Raw genomic sequence first — 17,871 nt, forward strand, 5'->3', positions numbered from 1 at the left:
CGGCGCTGGCGCCCTACCGCAACACCGAGGTCCTGCGCCGCGGCAAGGTCACCCCCTACGACGTCTTCAACCCCTGGCGCGCGACGGTCTTCTTTGTCGACTACGTCCATCGCCTGGTCCAGCGCGCGAGCTTCCGCGAGCTCCCGCCCGAGCATCAGACCGTGCTGGCGATCAAGCGCGGCATGGCCTCGCCCGCGCTGATCGGCGACTACGCCGAGGCCCAGGGCCGCTCGAAGGTCACCCGCAACAACGCCGAGAAGGCCGCCCTCGCCGTGGGCCTCGAGCTCTCGGTGCTCGACCAGCGCATCCCCCTCGCGTGGCCGCGCTATCCCGGCGCGCTGGAGCTGGTCCCGTGATCTGCCGGTCGACGATCCGCCGCTTCGACGGCGACGAGGGCCCGTCCTTCCACACGGCCGTGCTGCCCCGGGACTCGAGCGCGCTGCGCTTTTTCTCGTGGGTGACCCTCAACAAGTCCACCGGGCGCTACGCGGGCAAGAACCGCGCCCCGGCGGTGACGCTGGCGTGGATCCCCGCCGAGCGCATCGCCGACGAGAGCCCCGCCCCCGCCGAAGTCGACGCAGCCCTGGCCGACCCCGACCAGATCCCGCTCGTCGTCCAGGCCCCCCGCCGCGTCCCCGTCGCCTACCGCAGCGACGCCGGGGCCGGCTTTCCCACCGTGAACATCAAGGGCCAGGCCATGGCCCTCGCCGTGCGAGTTGGGCGCATCCTGCCCGGCACGCACGGCCAACTGACCTTTGGATGGAGGATCGGATGACCGCGATGAAGACCGTGGGCATCGTGGCGGCGACGGTCGCCGCGACGGCCCTGATCGGCGGGGGAGCCTACTGGTTCTACCGTCGCCGCCAAAAGAAGAAGGACGCCGAGGCCGAGGAAGCCGAGGCCCCGGCCGACGCCGACGACGACGGCTCGGACCCCGTCACGCCCGAAGAGCGGCGCGCCCGGGGGCACTACGTCCCGCGCACCGAGATCGACGCGGACGTGATGAAGAAGTTCGAGGAGGCCTTCGGTGGCGGCTACGCCCCGCCCAAGGACGAGGTGATCGACCACCTGACCCAAGAGGACGTCGTGCTCTTCGGCGTCGAGTCCGAGCCCGTGCCCGGCTACCCGGAGACGCGCGAGGAGGTCCTCACCGCCAAGGTCCGCACGGTGGAGCGCTCGGTGGTCCGCGCCCGGGTCATCGGCCCCGTCGTGCACGCCGAGCACCACGGCTCCCACGCCGGTCACGGCTTCCGCGTGGGCGACATGGTCGAGGTGCCGCGGGGCGTGATCTTGCTGGCTGCGCGGCCCAAGCCCACCGAGGCCAAGGGCTACGACAGCCAGGGTAAGTCGGCGGCGACCTTCCAGCCGAGCCACAAGACCAAGAAGACCTACGAGATCCACCCGGGCACGCCCTACGACCTCGTCATGCCCTACATCACCGAGGACATCGAGTGGTACGTGGATCGGGAGCTCGTGAAGTTCGAGCTGATCGGGACCAAGGGGCTGCACCAGCAGATCGTGTTCAGCGAGGGCAGCATGCGCGGCGGGGTCACGCTGCGGGCGCTGGATCGAGACCCGGAGACGGGGCTCGTGTTCGTGGCGCGCTGGGAGCTCGACATCCAGCCCTAGGGACCAGCGACGGCCCGCGTGTAGGGGCCGGGACAATCAGGAGGTGAGTCATGAAGATCGAGGCGCGTGAGCTTCGGGTCGCGGATGTCGTGCGCATCCCCGGAGATGGGGAGCGGGAGATTCGTGGGCTGAGGATGTTCTCTGACAAGGTGCAGGTCTGGTTTCGGCAGGCGGATGGGTCGACGCGGGAGAAGCCGGATGTGATCTGGGCGCCTGGGCGGGAGCTGGAGATCCAGCGGCCGGGGAGTCTGTTTGGGGAGCCGGAGGAGACGAAGCCGGCGGAGCTGGTGGTGCGGTACAGCCTCGAGGGGGGTGTGCTGCTTTGCGGGGAGACCAAGGCGCACAAGGAGGCGATCAAGGCCTTGCGGTCGCCGTATCGGTTTCGGTTTTCGCGGAACTTGCCGGCGGGTTGTGCTTGGTACGCCCCGCGGACGCGAGGGAAGGCGCAGGCGCGGGAGAAGATTGAGGCCGTCGCGTCGCAGTTGCGGGCCAAGGGGGTCCCCGTCGTCGTAGAGTACAGCTCTACGGCGCCCGCAAAGGTCGACGCTGGGCTCGACGTCGCGGCGTTGGCCAAGTCGCATGGGATCAAGCCGGGTGATCGACATCCCGACTGGCCCAAGCTGCGCGCGGCCTTGGAGGACGCAGAGCGCAAGGGCCAGGGCGCCAAGCTTCGCGCGTGGCTCAACAAGCACCGCCTACTCCGGCCCGGAGAGGGGACAGAGGAGCTCGCCCGAGTTCGGGGCAAGCTCGCCTTCGAGGCCGGTAACTGGCCGCCAGCGCCTGAGCGTGGAGAGACCTACGGCCGCGCTGAGTTTGGTGGCGTGCTCCGAAGCATCGACCAGGATCCCCGGGTCCTCACGATCACCGAGTTCGCGCAGACGTGGAAGAACCAGCTCGAAGCGGTGACGAAGGGGCGAGGGAGTTTCTGGTTCCGGGACGCGACCCTCGACGCCAGGGTTCGAGACTCGCCCTGGCAAACGCGGCGCAGCTACGAGATGCGAGCCTTTGAGGGGCTGCTCGGCAAGAACGAGCCCGCGACGCCCGGGCTCGCCAAGAAGGCCCACGCCGAGGTTCTCGCGCGCCTCGAGGACTGGAACGAGCGGATGCGTCTGGCTCTACAACCAGAGCTCTACGACGGGTCGAAGCCGGCGGACCAGGTCTACACGCAGCTGTGCCGCATCGAGACCAACATCGCCCAGCGGGTGCTCGGCGATGTCTACGATGTCCGCTTCCCGGAGCGAGACGACGCATCGCGGCTGTGTACGGGCGTGCTGAGCCTCGACAAGCTCAACGCCAAGGCCGACGCTGACGAGCGCGAACGGGCCGAGCGAGAGGCTGCGCGGAAGGTCGCCCGCCAGGCCGACGCCCGCGCGCTGCTCGAGGTCGTGCGCGAGGCGAAGCGCAAGGGCGAGCTGACCGAGCGTCGCTTCAACCTCGCGTACTGGCGGCTGCATCCGAAGCTGAGCAACTACGAGCGAGAGAGCCGACGGCTTAAGGTCTACTGGGTCCAGGGCTTCTCCTCCTCGCGCCGTGGCGTCGCTCCAGCCGGCCGCAAGACCAAGGTGAAGCTCCGCGGGCCCAAAGACCACGGCTTCTTCGCCGAGGGCGTCTACGCCGACGAGGGCGAGGCGATCGCCGCCGTCCTGGTCGACGTCAACAAAGCCGCCGGCGAGCTCGAGCCTCAGACCCCCAACAAACCAAAGACCCCGAAGCGCCCCCGAACGCCCAAGCGAGCAAAGACCATGGCCAAGACCACCGAGAGCAAGCTCCCCAAGCAGATCCAGGACATCAAGACCGCCTGGACGGCCTTCGAAGCCGAGCGCAAGAAGGGCCGCGTCACGGGCTGGAAGAACATCCCGGGCACGTCTTGCTTCACCCACGTCCACGACGACTCGCTGACGCTGTGCACCGCCTACCAGAGCAAGAGCATCGGCAGCTGCCCGCCCTCGCAAGAGGGCCTCAAGAGCCCCTCGCGGCAGTTCATGCTCTGCCACCCCGAGCACTCGCCGATGTTCTACCCGGGCAAGGCCGCGGGCATCGAGGCGGTCAAGGCCGAGGCCGACAACGCCGTCGCCCGTCGACGTAGCCGCAAGAAGACTTCGAAGCTCGACAAGCCGCCCAAGATCATCGACTTCGAGGACCAGCAACGCGCCCTCGAGGCCCTCGTGCCGACGCGGGTGGTCTTCCGCGACAACGACCCCTTGTCGCCGATCGAGCTGTCCGTGGGCGTCCCCTGGGTCGAGCTCGAGGACGGCCGGCGACAAAGCGCGACGACCTGGCGGGAGTCCAAGCTGCCCAAGGGCGCCAAGCTGGTTCCCCAGATCTTCCCGATCCAGGTGTCCTTCGATGAGCTCGTGGCCGAGCTCGGCAAGAAGTACCTCCGCTACGGGGGTCCGATCTCCCCCGAGACCCTGCGCAAGCTGACCAAGCTCGTCAACGAGGCCAGGCTCCGGCCTGCGCTGAAGAAGGCCAAGGTCACCCTCAACGACTACCGGACGAGCATCGTCGGCAACAAGAGCGTCTACTGGGTGCCGGGGCCCGACGGGGGCATCGCTGTGGGTCCGCTGACGGCCTCGGGAAATCCGGTCAAGAGCAAGAAGGTGCTCGAGGCCCTCGCCAAGCGGACGCAGTCCGGTCTCCCGCTACCCGAGCTGCCCAAGGACTGGAGTCTCGACGACACGATCGTCATCGCACTGCTCCGCAACGGCGTGCCGATGTGGGGCGCCTGGCGGCCGAGCACGCTCGAGTACCGCGTCAAGAACGGGGCCGGGGAGTGGAGCGAGACCAAGAGCATGCCCGCGACCTCGGAACGGGATCCCAAGAAGGGCTACACCGACTTCCCCAACGTCGCGACCTTCACGATCCGCAAGTTCCTCGACACAGCGCCCGCGGGTGTCCGCTACCGTGTCGCGGGGCCGTGGCTCGGATACCTCTACCCGACCGACTTCGGGACCAAGGTCCAGTTCGATCCATCGACCGGCGGTGAACTCGATGTTGCGAAGCTCGAAGCCGAGTTCGCCGAGGTCACGGCGAAGGTCTCCAGCTACGGGCAGCCGACGGGCTCGGAGAAGGCCGCCGTGAGCCAGGCGAAGCGGCGCCTCACCTGGGCGGCGAAGCAGCTGAAGCAGGAGGAAAAGGCGACAAAACGGGCTGCGCGAGATGCGGAACGAGCAGCAAAGAAGGCGACCAAGAAGGATAAGAGCGTGAAGAAGAAGCCCCACAAGGATAAAGAGCGCGCCAATGAGGCCGCGGGAGCTGACTCCAAGCAGTCTGAACTAAAGGGACCAGGGAGGAGCGGTAAGGGAACTACAGAGTCTCATAAGAGGGCCTCGAAGAAAAAGACCGCGGCCAAGAAGAAGACCGCAGCCAAGAAGAAGACCGCAGCCAAGAAGAAGACCGCAGCCAAGAAGAAGACCGCGGCCAAGAAGAAGACCGCAGCCAAGAAGAAGACCGCAGCCAAGAAGAAGACCGCAGCCAAGAAGAAGACCGCAGCCAAGGCCTCATCACAACCGAGCCCGACAGCCTCGAGCAAGACGAACTCTCGCCGCCTCAAGTTCAACCGTCACGACGTCGTTCGGTTCCGCAAGCGCTCTCAGATCGCCGAGGGCCTCGGCCTCCGCCCCGACGCCCGCTACACGGTCGAGATGACAACCACCCACAACGAGCGCCCTGTGGTCGTCATCCGCTACGGAAGTGGCAAGCACTCGGTCCTGCTCAAGGTCCCCCCTGGCCACCTCGCCGTTGTCCAACGCCACGAGGAGATCCCCAGCGACGTCCGAGCTTGCGCTGCCAAGCTCGCCAACTACAAGGGCCCGATCAACGCCAAGACCCGGCGCATCATGATCGAGCTCTCCAAGAGGTCGTGATGAGCGCGCTCATCATCGGCCTCGCCCCCGTTGCAGTCTTCGGGGTGGCCGCGCTGTGGGTTCACGCGCGCTCGAATCGAGTCGAGATCGTCGACTTGACTGCCCTTGCGGCAGCGAGCAAGCGAGGCAAACGCAGCCGCACTGTCGACGCGGTTGTCCTCCACCAGATGTCCTTCTCCCGCGGTGATGACCTCCACCGCTACCTGAAGGTCACCGCGCACTTCATAATTGTCCCTAACGGCACGATCGGCCAGCTCCATCCCATGTCCGCTCGGCTCTCGGCGTCCGACGGCTTCAACAGTCGCTCCGTAGCGATAGAGTTCGCCGGCAACCTCCGCTCGGTCGACGGTGGCTGGTACCGACCCGAGGACTATGGCCGCGATGTCCTCACGGCCGCCCAAGTGCTCGCTGGGCGAGGCCTACTCCGCCAACTCCGCGCCGCAGGGATTCGCCACGTCTACGCCCACCGCCAGAGCTCGCCCAAGCGCGGCAACGACCCAGGGCCCGAGATCTGGTCCTCCGTCGGACAGTGGGGCGTCGACGTCCTCGGCCTCGACGACGGTGGCGATGGCTACGCGATCGCAGCAGGCAAGCCCATCCCCGACACCTGGCGTAGCTCCACGCTGACCCTATGAGAGGCTCCAGCACCCTTCCCGAGTTCGCAAGACAGACGAGCTGGCAACCCGCCTCCCGATCGAGCAGTGAGACTCGACCCGTCGGGGCGTCGTTGAGCCGCAATTCTGAGATACTGGCGTCGATGTCGACGCTACGGATCCGTGTCACCGGCCCGGGGGCCGATAAGCTGGCCAAGGAGTTGGCTGAGAGGTTTGCGGACAACTTCGGAGAAGAGGTTGTGCTCGCCCCCGAACACGCCGCCGCCCAGAATACGGTGCGTGGAGATCCTGTGGCGGTCGCGGCCCTGATCTTATCGATACCGGGAGCTGTCCTGGCGACGATCGATCTGGCTGAGCGCATGAAGGTCGCGGCGAAATGGCGCGCGCTTCAGGGGTGGGTACGAGGGAGGCTCGAGAGCGGCCAGGCTGTGGAGATCGATGGACTGGGCGTCGAGCCGAAGGCGTTGACAGAGGCTGAAGTGAGCGAGGTCGTCGACGCGGCCATCGAACTGAAGAAATCGGAGGTCCCGTGAGCCTCGCGCGACTGGTCTATGACGGGGCGAACCTGCGGTTGTTTGGTCCCCATGGAAGGGATACGGCCATCCCCTTCGACGGAGAGCGGCTCGAGGAGCTGTGCGAGTACACGACTCGCTACGAGCGCGCGACCAAGCGTAAGGACGCGGCTGCGTTAGTCGAACTTGGCCAGGCGCTGACTCAATGGCTGGATGGTGGGGGGCGGGCCTGGTCGGCGATCGTAGATGAGGCGGTCGCTCCTTTGGGCTTCGAGATCTCAGTCCCACGACGGAAAAGGAGCGATGGGCGACGGGCACTGCTCATGGCCCCCTGGGAGATCCTCGCGGATGATGTCGGACACCTCGCGCTGTTACCCGATGTGGGGTTGATGGTCTGGCGTCGCTTGGGTGTAGTCTCTGAAACGACGAACGCGCCACCAGACGTGGCGCTCTCGGTCTTGTTCATGGCCGCGGACCCGACGGGCCAGGTTCGCCTCGACTACGAGAGGGAAGAACAGGCGATCCTGAGCGCGACGAAGTCGCTGCACTTGGACCTGTTCGTAGAGGAGACTGGAACGGCCAGAGAGTTTGGGGAGCGGCTCTCACGGCTGCAGACGCCTGAGCAGTCCGTGAGCGTGGTGCACCTGTCGTGTCACGGTCTACTCGGTGAAGAGCCCGCGTTGTTACTGGAGAGCACCGAGGGCAACCCTGAGCGGTGTACCGCGAGAGACCTCATGCAAGCAGCTCCCGAGCTAAAGCGCGTGCCGCTCGCGTTTGTATCGGCTTGCCTGACGGCGCAGGCAGGCGCAGGTGATGTGACGAGCCTCGCGGAGTCCCTGGTGAGCCAGGGCCTCGCAGCAGGGCTGGGTTGGGCGGGTTCGGTCTACGACAGCGAGGCGACGACTTTTGCCAGCAAGCTCTATCAACGTCTAGCCCAAGGGGGACGTCTCGAAGAAGCTGTGGGCTTCGCTCGAGTCGAACTCTGCAAGGTGCGCCGAGAAGCGGGGAAAGAGTCCGCGCATTGGCACCTGGCCCGTTTATTGCTGGGGGCCGAGGGGGGGGTGTACTGGCCCGAGCAGATGCACCGCGACGGTTGCGGCGCCTGAACCGGAAGGCCTACCTCGACCGTGGTGAGCAGCGCGAGGTCGCGGGGCCCGAGCAGTTTGTAGGACGTCGACGGGAGAAGCAGGCTTTGATCCGTGTCTTGCGTCAGCGCGAGTATGCAGGGGCACTGATCCACGCTGTGGGGCTCCAGGGGAAATCGAGCCTCGCTGCACGAGTTGCCGACCGACTTTCGTCCACACACGATCTGATCGTCGTGTTCGGTCGATACGACCGGCTCTACGTGTTCGATCAGATCGCCGATGGGATGACTGACCGCAACGCGGCGAAGAGGTGGGAGGAGGAGTGGCGAGCGGGCGTGGTCAAAGACGAGGCGACTTTCTTGGACGCGTTGCGGACGCTGCTCGAAGGCTCTTGCCGAGGAGGAACGAAGCTGCGCCCCGTCCTCCTCATTGTCGACGACCTCGAGCGTATCCTCGAGCCTGTCTCCGGGGGGCGCCATGAAGTGGATCCCGTACATGCTGGGGTCTTGCGAGCGATCGTCTCAGCCTTCGACCGCGCCGAGACCGAGTCTGCGCTGCTGTTGACCTCACGATTTGAGTTCGGCCTCGCTGGGCCTCGGGGAGAGCCGCTGGCGCCCGCGCGCTTGTGGGAGCTCGCTCTCCCTCCGATGAAGACACACGAGGCTGAAAAGCAGATCCTCGCGGCAGGTGATGGTGACCGAACGCTGAGTAAGGAGGCCCTCGATGATGCTGTTGACGCGGGCATGGGCAACGCTGGCATTCTGGCGGTGCTGACCACTCTGGCGTGCAACGATGTCCAGCGATTCACTCGCGCTATCGATGACATGCGGCACTTGCGGGAGACCGGAGAAGAGCCGACGGAGGACGCGCTACGGGAGCGCTTGGCCAAGCTCGCGTTGGGGGAGCTCTTGAGCTTGCTGAGCGCAGGTGAGCAGGCACTCATGCGCGCGTCGACCATCTTTGAGGAGCCGTTTCCGGCCTCGCTTGCACCACATCTGGCCCAACTGATTGGAGCCGGTGTTGATAGTCCTGCACGTCTGCGGGCCCTCGGTATCTGGGAGGTTTGGCCGGACACCGCTTGCGAAAGCCTTGGAATCAACGCCCTCGTACGAGCCCACTGCTGCGGGCTGCCGGCGGGCGCCCTGTCCAGGGCGGAGGCTGAGGGGCTGGCGGCCGCGATCTTGCCGGAGCTAGAGCGCGTCCGCAGCAATCCGGCGGGGGCACCGAGAGGAACCGCTGCTTGGCAGCTCGTTCGTTTGGCACTTTTGGCGGACTCTGCCCAGACCGCGGCAGACCACGGTGCTGCCGCACTGGTCCATGCACGGCGGGCCTATGGTGCTCGGGTTGCGTCTGCGTGGGCTGAGGACGTCCTCGGGTGCGCGACCTCTTCCGGAGGTGCCCCCCCCATCATGCTCTTGCGGGCGGCTGCAGCCGCCAAGCGCAATTCGAGCGCGGATGACGCTCTCCGAGCGCAGGTTTTGCTCGAGCAAGCAGTTGAGCTCCTCGAGCAAGAGGGCCGGCCCTCAGCAATGAGTGATGAAGATGAGGGGCACTTGTTGCTCGACCATGGCCAGTTCGTTGTCCAGCGCGACCCAGATGCTGCGCTGGCGATGTTTCAGCGGGCACATGCTTTGTTGGATGGTCGTGGGGCTGCGGATGGTCGTGGGGCTGCGGTTGCCCTCGGAGGCATCGCCCGCATCCGGGTCGACAAGGGCCAGGTCGACGAGGCTCTCACCCTTCATCAAGAGCGCCTGGAAGTGTTCGAGAAGCTGGGGGACGCCCGGTCGAGGGCGGTCACCCTCGGAGACATCGCCCGCATCCGGGTCTCCAAGGGCCAGGTCGACGAGGCTCTCGCCCTTCATCAAGAGGAACTAGAGGTCTACGAGAAGCTGGGGGACGCCCGGTCGAGGGCGGTCACCCTCGGAGACATCGCCCGCATCCGGGTCGACAAGGGCCAGGTCGACGAGGCTCTCGCCCTTCATCAAGAGCGCCTGGAAGTGTTCGAGAAGCTGGGGGACGCCCGGTCGAGGGCGGTCACCCTCGGAGACATCGCCCGCATCCGGGTCGACAAGGGCCAGGTCGACGAGGCTCTCGCCCTTCATCAAGAGCGCCTGGAAGTGTTCGAGAAGCTGGGGGACGCCCGGTCGAGGGCGGTCACCCTCGGAGACATCGCCCGCATCCGGGTCGACAAGGGCCAGGTCGACGAGGCTCTCGCCCTTCATCAGGAAATGCTCGAAGTGTTCGAGAAGCTGGGGGACGCCCGGTCGAGGGCGGTCACCCTCGGAGACATCGCCCGCATCCGGGTCTCCAAGGGCCAGGTCGACGAGGCTCTCGCCCTTCATCAAGAGCGCCTGGAAGTGTTCGAGAAGCTGGGGGACGCCCGGTCGAGGGCGGTCACCCTCGGAGACATCGCCCGCATCCGGGTCGACAAGGGCCAGGTCGACGAGGCTCTCGCCCTTCATCAAGAGCGCCTGGAAGTGTTCGAGAAGCTGGGGGACGCCCGGTCGAGGGCGGTCACCCTCGGAGACATCGCCCGCATCCGGGTCGACAAGGGCCAGGTCGACGAGGCTCTCGCCCTTCATCAAGAGCGCCTGGAAGTGTTCGAGAAGCTGGGGGACGCCCGGTCGAGGGCGGTCACCCTCGGAGACATCGCCCGCATCCGGGTCTCCAAGGGCCAGGTCGACGAGGCTCTCGCCCTTCATCAAGAGCGCCTGGAAGTGTTCGAGAAGCTGGGGGACGCCCGGTCGAGGGCGGTCACCCTCGGAGACATCGCCCGCATCCGGGTCTCCAAGGGCCAGGTCGACGAGGCTCTCGCCCTTCATCAAGAGCGCCTGGAAGTGTTCGAGAAGCTGGGGGACAAGGACGGTCAGGCTCACACACTATGGAGCCTTGGCCGAATCGCTCTCCTGGGCGGAGACAGCCAGCAAGCATACGACTGCTTGTCCGAGGCCTATCGGGCTAATCTCGAGTTGGGCCACCTCGAGGGCATTATCTATGTAGGTCTGGATCTGGGCAAGCTACTCGCGGCGGCAGGCCACCGCGAAGAGGCACGAACAATACTCGAGCGCTCACTCACTGGTTTGAAACATCTGGGCCGTTCTGCGCAAGTACGACAGCTCGAAGACCTCCTCAGACAGCTCGGCGAGCCAGCTTGACCTCGGCTCGGAGATGACGCTCCTACTAAGGACGACCACTGGGGGAGGCTTGAAGGTCCGGGCCGTCTCCAAGGCGTCTCCAAAACAGGCGAGGTCCCCCGAGACTCCAGCGGACTCTCGAGGACTCCCTCACCATGCCAAAACCCAAGTAATCTCGAACACCTACAGCCAAAGACGAGTCATCCCGCGGGGTTAGGGTTCACGGCTGTAGTGTGTTCAAGTCTCCTTGCCTCCATCCCGAAACGGGCAGCTAGAACACTCTAGCTGCCCGTTTTCAATTCAGGCCTCGAGCGGTGCCATCATGGTGCCATGGTTTGGAGCTCGTGAGCTCCCTCCGAGCTGTCAGGAACAGTCGTCGTTGTCTTTGTTCGACCCTTGCAGGTCCCGCCGAGAAGCTTCGCGCGGCTCGCCCGCGTTGGGAGCGTGGCGCAGGGAGGGCATGGCGTCGTCCACGGCGACCTCTGGGAGCCCCCGCCTCGACGCTCAGCCCAGCCCCGCGTGGACCTCGAAGGCCACGCCAGCGCGCACGCTCGGCGCCTCGACGGCGCGCACGGTCTCGACTGCGCCCGCGTCTACCCCGAGGCCCTCGACCCGCGCCGCCTCCCCAGGGGCGAGAGTGACGTGCACTCCCCCAAGCTCCAGCCCTGTCATCGCGGCGAGCACGGCCTTGGCGTAGCGGCTGAGGACCTCGATGTCGACGGCCTGACGCAGCGCCTCGTCAGGTGTCAGCAGGGTGATGCGCAGGGACTCGTCGGGCGCGCCGTTGACCGGGAGGTAGTGCAAGAAGCCCTCGGCGAGGGTCTCGATGCGCAGGTCGAAGCTCGGGTCGGCGAGCGGCATGTCGAGCGCCTCACCGGCGAGCAGGCACGCCCGCGCGCGTTCCCAGGAGCTCGGATGGGCGAGCCAGGCGAAGCCGTCCTCGTGAATGCGGACCTCGTCGCGCTCCTGGCCGCTGGCGACGACCAGCATGCCCCCGGTGACGAGCTCCCCCTGGCTGCCCGGTGGGGTGATGGCGCTGGGGCCCCCCTGGCCGGGGAACCACACGAGCTGGGCGTTGGCGGCAGCATCGGGCGCGGTCAGGAGGGCGAAGGCGGCGTCGTCGGGGCTGGCCTCGAGGAGCTGGCGCAGGGCTGGTCGCGCGCTGGGCCTGACGCGGATTCGCAGGACGCCGTGGGCGAGGAGCAGCGACACGCCGGGCACGGAGGCGCGGGCGGTCTGAAATACGAGGCTGCTGTCCTCGCCGGGGCGAGCGACGCTCGGGCGGTCGCGGTCGTTGGTCTGCGGGAAGGGGTACTGGGAGCTCAGCTGGCCCAGGCGAGCGAGGATTCGGCTGGCGCCGCCGGCCTGGGCGACGCGCAGCTCGTCGGGGTCGACGAGCACGGCGGCGAGGGCAGACTCGGGGAGCTCGGGGTCGCCGCTGCCGGCGTTGGCGTAGACGATGCCCTGGGTCCGCGAGGACAAAAAGCCCGGGGCGCCGAAGGCCGTGAAGCCTCCGGCGTGGACGAGTTGGCCCTGCTCGGCGTGGCTGCGGATGGCGGCGATGAGCTGCTCGAGCTCGGCGCGCACGGCCTCGCCGGACTCGCCGGGGCGCAGCTGGACGGCGAAGGCGAGCTCGCGCTGGCCGAAGCGCTCGAGCCCTTCGCTGACGACGACGACTCGACCGGGAGCCTCGGGGGCTGGCGATCGACGAAACCTGGAGAACAGGCCCATGCGGCGAGCATACTCCCGAAGGCTCAGAGTCGGCCAAAACGAGTTCTGGCCGACCCTCTGTCTACTTTAGCCGTCGTGGACGACGCCACGCCCTCCCTGCCCCACGTCCACGACTCAGTGCGCCTCGCCCGAGTCTGCGAAGTTCCAGTGCGCGGGGAGGTCCGCCCCGCACAGGTCGCAGACAAACCAGCCCTCCTTGACCACGTTCCGCTCGCCGCAGGCCGGGCAGCGACGAAATACGAAGGCCCGCGTCAGCTCGGCGGGGTGGGGAACGCCGAGGGCCTCGAGGCGAGGCAGGATCGCCGACCAGCACGCGGGCTCGGGGCAGTAGCCGGTGGACTGGTTGGTGACGCCCTCGACGGCCAGCTCGGGCTCGGCGCGCAGGGTCAGCTCGCCAGCCGCGAGCACGGCCTGGCCGCCCGCGCAGGCGACGTGCTCGGAGCGGCGCGGTGCGACGCGCAGGACACCAGCGAGGGTGACCACGAAGGTCGCGGTCAGGGTGTCGGCGTCCCACTCGGGCTGCGCGCGGGCCCAACCGAGCAAGTCCGCGGGCGCGCGGATCTCCACGCCCGCGGGTGTGTCCGCGACGGCTCGGCGAATCTCCGGGGGACCGACGTAGGCGTAGATGCGCGACACCTCGAGCCTCTACTCGGCGGGCCAGTCCGACAGGCCGCCGAGGTTGGTGACGCGGTCAAAGCCGGCCTCGAGCAGCGCGGCCTTGGCCTTCCCCGCCCGACCTCCAGACCGGCAGTAGATGACCACGGGGTGGTGCGCGTCGCCCCCGGCGAGCTCGCGGATTTCGTCGAGGCGCGCGGGGACCTCGTCGTGGCTGATGTTCACGGCGCCCTCGACGTGGCCGTCGGCGAACTCTCGTGGGGTGCGCACGTCGAGGAGCAGCGCGCCGCCGTCGACGAGCTGCTTGGCGAGGGCCGGATCGCGATCGCCGTAGGGGCCCGGCGGCAGGGCGTCGCTCGTTGGCGTGGCCGAGCTCGCGGTGGCGTCGGTTGGCTCGCTGCGGCAAGCGGGCGCGAGGGTGCAGAGCGTGAGCAGGGCGGAGGCTGCGAGCGCGCGAGACAGGCTCATGGAACCATCATAACCGGGCGCGCCGGGAAGCCTTCACGCCCGAGCGCGCTACTTTGGCGCGATACCGAGGACGCGGTGATCGGCGAGCATGCAGCGATCTTGGATGACCTCCACGCCAGCCTCGCGCAGGCGCTGGGCGAAGTCCTCGTGGCGAATCCCGCTTTGCAGCCACACAGTGCGCGGCAGCGGCTGCATGGCCAGGAAGTCGTCGAGGTGCGCGGGCAAGAAGCCGGGGTGGCGGAACACGTCGACGACGTCGATGGGCTCGCGGAGCTCGGCGAGGGTCGCCCGGAAGGGCTCGCCCCACGCCGACTCCCCCTGGCGCTGGTGCAGGGGATTGACCGGGATGATCCGGTAGCCCTGGGCGTGGAGGTAGGCCGGGACGTAGTGGCCGGCGCGCTGGGGTTGGAGCGAAGCGCCGAGCACCGCGACGGTCTTGGCTTGCTCGAGGACGGCTCGGACACGGTCCATGTCGGTCACTTCGTCGACGCAGCCCGTGGGTTACGCGCGAGATCTCGCTCTACGCTATTCTAAATCCATGACCGACCCCAACTTCTACCAGCCGCCGAGCGAGGATCCGTCGAGCTCCCCCACCCCGGGCTACGACTCGCTCATGCCCAACGGCTGGGTCCCCTGCCCCAACTGCGGCAGCACCCACGTCGAGATGCCGAGCTTCACGTGGTGGGGCGGCGCGGTCGGTCAAAAGCTACTCAACCACGTCAAGTGCCAGGACTGCAGCTACACCTACAACGCCAAGACGGGCAAGTCGAACACGACGGCGATCGTCATCTACCAGGTCGTCGCCCTCGTGATCGTGCTCGGGCTGTTCTACGCCCTGGGCCTGCTCGGCTGAGCCTGGGGCTCAGCGGACGCCAGACTGTGTCCAGGCAAAGCCGTAGGCCAGGGTCACACAGTCGCTCGGGAGCCCCTTGGCGAGGCTCGCGGGCATGCGCGGCAGCTTCAGCCGCTCGATCTCATGTTTGAGGCTGGCGTCGAGGTTGGCGTCGCCGGTGCTGCCCTTTTGCAGCACCCGACGCACGCTCCCGTCCGTGCACACCTGCATGCGGAAGCGATAGGGGCTCGACTTGGGGATCTGGCCGCCCCACGCGGGGACCTGCATGGCCGCGAGGGCCTTCATGACCGAGGCGGCCCAGGGGTCGCCGGAAGCCACGGCGCTCGACCACGCGTTGGCGTTGGTCAGCGGGCTGGTCGTGGGCGACGGCGACGGGTCGGGCGAAGGCGTGGGTGTCGGCGTCGGTGTGGGTGTCGGGCGGTCCGGCTTGGTCTCCGACTCGGTCACGGACTCGACCGGCTGTTCGGGCGGAGGCACGTCCTCGCTCGGCGCCTCGACATTCGGCGCATCTTCGCTCGAAGCCTCGGCCTCCGGGCTCTCCGTCGGGGCCGCCTCGTCGAGCGCATCGCCCTCGGACGCGTCGACGATCGTCCCGGGGATGAACTGGACCTCGAAGGCGGGCTCGACCTCGGCCTCAGCCGCTGGCGCCCAGGCCACCAGCCCGACCAACAACGCGAAGCTGAGCACCGTGCCCGTGGCCCCTCCCAAGGTGGGCAGCCTGTGGCTGAACACCTCCCGAAGCTCCCACGCGGCGACTCGGAAGGGCGCGGCCAGGGCCGAGCCCGGACCCGAACGAAGAGGCGGGAGACTCACGGCACGGGCGGAGCGCTCGGGCATGTCAGGACCGACGCGCGAACGGCCCGGAGGCTTCAATCGCCCAGGCGCAGGGCGCGAGCGTGGTCGGGGTCGACCGCGCCCGTCTCGGCGTCCATGAGCATGAACCACGCGTGCCACGGGATCTCGAGCTCGGCGAACAGCGCGACCAGGTCGGTGTAGTAACGGACGGCGTCCTCCTCCTTGGAGGCGGCCGCGTAGACCCCAAACTCGTTGCAGATCACCGGGACGCCGTGCTTCACCGCCCACGCCTTGACCTGCACCAAGCGGTTGCGCATGGCCTCGCGGTTGCCTGTGCGCGGGTAGTTGCGCAGCAAGTCGAGCTGCCAGGGCTCGTTGAACTCGGAGAAGCCAAAGTCCTCGCGGTACTCGGACCAGCGCTCGACGGAGTAGGGGTAGGGCACGCCGCCGGTCGTCCCCATGCCGGCCCAGCTCGCGCCCTGGTGAGTGAACACGAAGGGCTCGTAGAAGTGGAACACGTAGAGGACGTTGGGGTCGTCGAAGGGCTCGCGCTCGACGAGGGCGTCGATGTCGTACCACTTCACGTCGCCGAACAGCACGGGGCGATCGCGGTCGTGCTCGCGGATCGCGGCGAGCATCGCGGAGCTCAGCTCGGTCCACTGCGCCGCGCTCGGCCCCGACCCGCCGGCGGCGAGCTCGGGCTCATTGAGCAGCTCGAAGAACAGGTCCGGCCGCCGGTTGTCGGCGAAGTGCTCGGCCACCGCCCCCCACAGCGCGACCATCTCGGCCTCGACGGCCGCGTCGCCGACGCGGTAGGAGCCGTCGTATTGGTGGTAGGTGATGGTCAGGCCGAGGCCGTGGGCGCGGGTCCAGGCCTCGAAGGCGTCGAGCACCTCGAACAGGTGGGGGTCGAGCTGCAGCCCGTCCCCGGCGCTGCGCGAGGGCTGGTCGAGGACGTAGAGGTCGAGATCGATGGGCAGGCGGAGGCTGCGATAGCCGGCCGCGGCGAGGCGCTCGACGAAGGCCTCGCCGTAGGTCCACTCCCCCGTGAACGCGCCCTGCTCGAGCCAGTTGGTCAGGTTGTAGCCGCGGTCCAGAGAGCGCATCGCGGTGGCCTGGAGGGGGTGGTCGATGGCCATCGAGGCCAACTGCGCCGGCGCGGGCGGGGCGGGCTCGTCGAGGGTCAGGGTCCGCTTGCGGGGGCCGCGAGAGCCGGCCGGCAGCAGGCGCACGTCGTCGAGCTCGAAGGCCCCCTCGTCGCCGGTCTTGCCCCGCACCTGCCACCCGAGGGCCTGGGTATCTTCGAGCTCCATGGGGACCTTCGGGCCCCAGCCGCCCTGGCGAAACAGCGCGAAGTCCAGGGTGACCGTGCGCCAGGTCGACGAGGCCGGGACCTGCATGGCGTGGAAGTCGTACTCGGTGACGTTGGCCGTCTCGATGCGCACCTCGTGGGCGCCCCCGCGGTAGCTGTACTCGAGGGCCGCGAAGGCCCGCAGGTCCCGGTGCGGGCCCTCGAGGGCGTTGCCGATGCCGACGAAGGGCGGGTAGCTCAGGTTGCCCTGGTCCAGGCGGTAGCCGGCCTCGAGGGAGCGCTCGGACTCGAAGCCCTCCCCCTCCATCTTCATCGCGTCGCCGACCCTGGGCACCTCGACGACCGAGCCGCCGCCGTTGCCCTGATCGTCATAGACGTACCAGTAGCCCCCGAGGGGCGAGCGGCCGTCGCCGTCTTCGAAGTCATCGACGAGCACGGGCTCGGCCGCGCTCGCCTCGAGCTCCGCCGCCGGGCTCGGGCTCGAGCTCGGCGTCGCCGAGCCCTGACAGGCGGCCAACGCCACCGCCAGCGAGGCGACGGGTACGGACCACGACGAGGGGCGCTCCCAGGACCATCCAAACGCGACCATGCCCCACTCTACACGGCTCGTCGGCGCCCCTGGTAGGGTCTCGAAGCATGGGCGAGCTCGAAGGCCTGGACCGCCACCTCCCCGCGCCGACGGGGTCGCGCCGCTACGAGCTCGCGGCTAGCCCGGGGGCCGTCGTCGAGATGCTGCACGAAGCGGGCTGTCGAGTGTTGACGCCCGAGCAAGCGGCTCGAGCCCGGGGGCCGAAGCCCTTCGCGGTCGCCACCGGCGAGGGCTTCGTGCTCTACAAGCCCTGGCGCTCGGGCCACGACGGCCCCAACGAGGCCATGTTCAGCGGCGACTTCACCGTGGGACCGGCCGTCGAAGGCCGCGTCGTCGCCACGCCCCGCGGCGCCCGCCTCGAACTGCGCGCGCGCAACTTCGCGGCCACGCCAGACCAGCGCACCCGCGCGTTCATGGGCGTGCTCAGCTGGCTCGCCTTCGCCGTCGCTCCCCTCGCGATCGGCGGCCTCCACCCCGCCGCCCTGGCCCTGTCCGCGTTCATCTTCGTCGGCGGGATCGCCAGCACCCTGATCCACGATCGCAAGCGCCGCGCCCAGGACCTGCGCGAGCTCCTGGCAATCGTCGAGGGCTGCTACGGCCCCCTCGAGTTGCCCGAGGCCGACCCCGCACCGCACCGCCGACGCGAGGACTGACCGCCCTGAGCTTTG

At 68.1% G+C, this 17,871-nt stretch carries 15 protein-coding genes and 1 pseudogene; 10 read left to right on the forward strand and 6 right to left on the reverse strand.

Features of this window, described 5'->3' with window-relative positions:
* The 8 genes and pseudogenes from PPSIR1_RS19445 to PPSIR1_RS19480 all read left to right on the forward strand — a co-directional run.
* Positions 1–356: pseudogene (locus PPSIR1_RS19445) on the forward strand (hypothetical protein); the annotation flags it as partial.
* Positions 353–775, forward strand: coding sequence for a hypothetical protein (locus PPSIR1_RS19450; protein WP_006972835.1), 423 nt, complete (start codon positions 353–355; stop codon positions 773–775). The pseudogene PPSIR1_RS19445 and the gene PPSIR1_RS19450, both read left to right, overlap by 4 nt.
* Positions 772–1,629 (forward strand): hypothetical protein, encoded by an 858-nt coding sequence (locus PPSIR1_RS19455; RefSeq protein ID WP_045116348.1) that lies wholly within the window; start codon positions 772–774, stop codon positions 1,627–1,629. Before PPSIR1_RS19450 ends, PPSIR1_RS19455 begins: the two co-directional genes overlap by 4 nt.
* A gap of 566 nt (positions 1,630–2,195) precedes the next feature.
* Positions 2,196–5,495 carry a hypothetical protein gene (locus PPSIR1_RS43220; protein ID WP_157595728.1) on the forward strand — a complete coding sequence of 1,100 codons (3,300 nt, stop codon included), beginning with the start codon at positions 2,196–2,198 and terminating at the stop codon, positions 5,493–5,495.
* The gene (locus PPSIR1_RS19465) at positions 5,495–6,130 is read left to right on the forward strand and encodes an N-acetylmuramoyl-L-alanine amidase (protein ID WP_006972838.1); all 636 of its coding nucleotides are present in this window, start codon (positions 5,495–5,497) and stop codon (positions 6,128–6,130) included. Before PPSIR1_RS43220 ends, PPSIR1_RS19465 begins: the two co-directional genes overlap by 1 nt.
* Positions 6,131–6,252: 122 nt before the next feature.
* Positions 6,253–6,642 carry a hypothetical protein gene (locus PPSIR1_RS19470; RefSeq protein ID WP_006972839.1) on the forward strand — a complete coding sequence of 130 codons (390 nt, stop codon included), beginning with the start codon at positions 6,253–6,255 and terminating at the stop codon, positions 6,640–6,642.
* On the forward strand, positions 6,639–7,727 hold the full coding sequence (locus PPSIR1_RS19475; RefSeq protein WP_006972840.1) for a CHAT domain-containing protein: 1,089 nt from the start codon (positions 6,639–6,641) through the stop codon (positions 7,725–7,727). Before PPSIR1_RS19470 ends, PPSIR1_RS19475 begins: the two co-directional genes overlap by 4 nt.
* Positions 7,715–10,861: a tetratricopeptide repeat protein gene (locus PPSIR1_RS19480; RefSeq protein WP_157595729.1), complete on the forward strand. Its 3,147-nt coding sequence runs from the start codon at positions 7,715–7,717 to the stop codon at positions 10,859–10,861. The genes PPSIR1_RS19475 and PPSIR1_RS19480 overlap by 13 nt, the downstream gene beginning before the upstream one ends.
* Before the next feature lie 483 nt (positions 10,862–11,344).
* Here the strand turns inward: PPSIR1_RS19480 and PPSIR1_RS19485 are convergent, their stop codons facing one another.
* The 4 genes from PPSIR1_RS19485 to PPSIR1_RS19500 form a co-directional block, all read right to left on the reverse strand.
* Positions 11,345–12,571 carry a hypothetical protein gene (locus tag PPSIR1_RS19485; RefSeq protein ID WP_006972843.1) on the reverse strand — a complete coding sequence of 409 codons (1,227 nt, stop codon included), beginning with the start codon at positions 12,569–12,571 and terminating at the stop codon, positions 11,345–11,347.
* Positions 12,572–12,685: 114 nt separating this feature from the next.
* Entirely contained in the window at positions 12,686–13,207 is a 522-nt protein-coding gene (locus PPSIR1_RS19490) for a hypothetical protein (protein ID WP_006972844.1), read from the reverse strand.
* 9 nt (positions 13,208–13,216) lie between these two features.
* Positions 13,217–13,654: a rhodanese-like domain-containing protein gene (locus PPSIR1_RS19495; RefSeq protein ID WP_006972845.1), complete on the reverse strand. Its 438-nt coding sequence runs from the start codon at positions 13,652–13,654 to the stop codon at positions 13,217–13,219.
* Positions 13,655–13,702: 48 nt separating this feature from the next.
* A complete protein-coding gene (locus PPSIR1_RS19500) occupies positions 13,703–14,125 on the reverse strand; it encodes a CoA-binding protein (protein WP_045116356.1) in 423 nt (140 codons plus the stop codon).
* 67 nt (positions 14,126–14,192) lie between these two features.
* On the opposite strand from PPSIR1_RS19500, the gene PPSIR1_RS19505 reads away from it, so the two are divergent.
* Positions 14,193–14,507 (forward strand): hypothetical protein, encoded by a 315-nt coding sequence (locus PPSIR1_RS19505; RefSeq protein WP_006972847.1) that lies wholly within the window; start codon positions 14,193–14,195, stop codon positions 14,505–14,507.
* A 9-nt stretch (positions 14,508–14,516) separates the two neighbouring features.
* Here PPSIR1_RS19505 and PPSIR1_RS49425 read toward each other — a convergent pair whose 3' ends face one another.
* Both PPSIR1_RS49425 and PPSIR1_RS43225 read right to left on the reverse strand, forming a co-directional pair.
* Complete coding sequence (locus PPSIR1_RS49425) at positions 14,517–15,320, reverse strand: hypothetical protein (RefSeq protein ID WP_198154555.1); 804 nt, start codon at positions 15,318–15,320, stop codon at positions 14,517–14,519.
* A gap of 56 nt (positions 15,321–15,376) precedes the next feature.
* Positions 15,377–17,203 (reverse strand): cellulase family glycosylhydrolase, encoded by a 1,827-nt coding sequence (locus PPSIR1_RS43225; RefSeq protein WP_086001506.1) that lies wholly within the window; start codon positions 17,201–17,203, stop codon positions 15,377–15,379.
* Positions 17,204–17,250: 47 nt separating this feature from the next.
* Between PPSIR1_RS43225 and PPSIR1_RS19520 the strand changes: the two genes are divergently transcribed.
* Positions 17,251–17,856: a hypothetical protein gene (locus tag PPSIR1_RS19520; protein WP_006972850.1), complete on the forward strand. Its 606-nt coding sequence runs from the start codon at positions 17,251–17,253 to the stop codon at positions 17,854–17,856.
* Positions 17,857–17,871: the final 15 nt, after the last annotated feature.

This window comes from Plesiocystis pacifica SIR-1 (assembly GCF_000170895.1).
GTDB classification, from domain to species: domain Bacteria; phylum Myxococcota_A; class Polyangia; order Nannocystales; family Nannocystaceae; genus Plesiocystis; species Plesiocystis pacifica.

Coding starts and splice junctions, on each gene's coding strand:
- PPSIR1_RS19455 (WP_045116348.1), top strand. CDS start 772: ATGACCGCGATGAAGACCGTGGGCATCGTGGCGGCGACGGTCGCCGCG.
- PPSIR1_RS19465 (WP_006972838.1), top strand. CDS start 5,495: ATGAGCGCGCTCATCATCGGCCTCGCCCCCGTTGCAGTCTTCGGGGTG.
- PPSIR1_RS19470 (WP_006972839.1), top strand. CDS start 6,253: ATGTCGACGCTACGGATCCGTGTCACCGGCCCGGGGGCCGATAAGCTG.
- PPSIR1_RS19485 (WP_006972843.1), bottom strand. CDS start 12,571: ATGGGCCTGTTCTCCAGGTTTCGTCGATCGCCAGCCCCCGAGGCTCCC.
- PPSIR1_RS19495 (WP_006972845.1), bottom strand. CDS start 13,654: ATGAGCCTGTCTCGCGCGCTCGCAGCCTCCGCCCTGCTCACGCTCTGC.
- PPSIR1_RS19500 (WP_045116356.1), bottom strand. CDS start 14,125: ATGGACCGTGTCCGAGCCGTCCTCGAGCAAGCCAAGACCGTCGCGGTG.
- PPSIR1_RS19505 (WP_006972847.1), top strand. CDS start 14,193: ATGACCGACCCCAACTTCTACCAGCCGCCGAGCGAGGATCCGTCGAGC.
- PPSIR1_RS43225 (WP_086001506.1), bottom strand. CDS start 17,203: ATGGTCGCGTTTGGATGGTCCTGGGAGCGCCCCTCGTCGTGGTCCGTA.
- PPSIR1_RS19520 (WP_006972850.1), top strand. CDS start 17,251: ATGGGCGAGCTCGAAGGCCTGGACCGCCACCTCCCCGCGCCGACGGGG.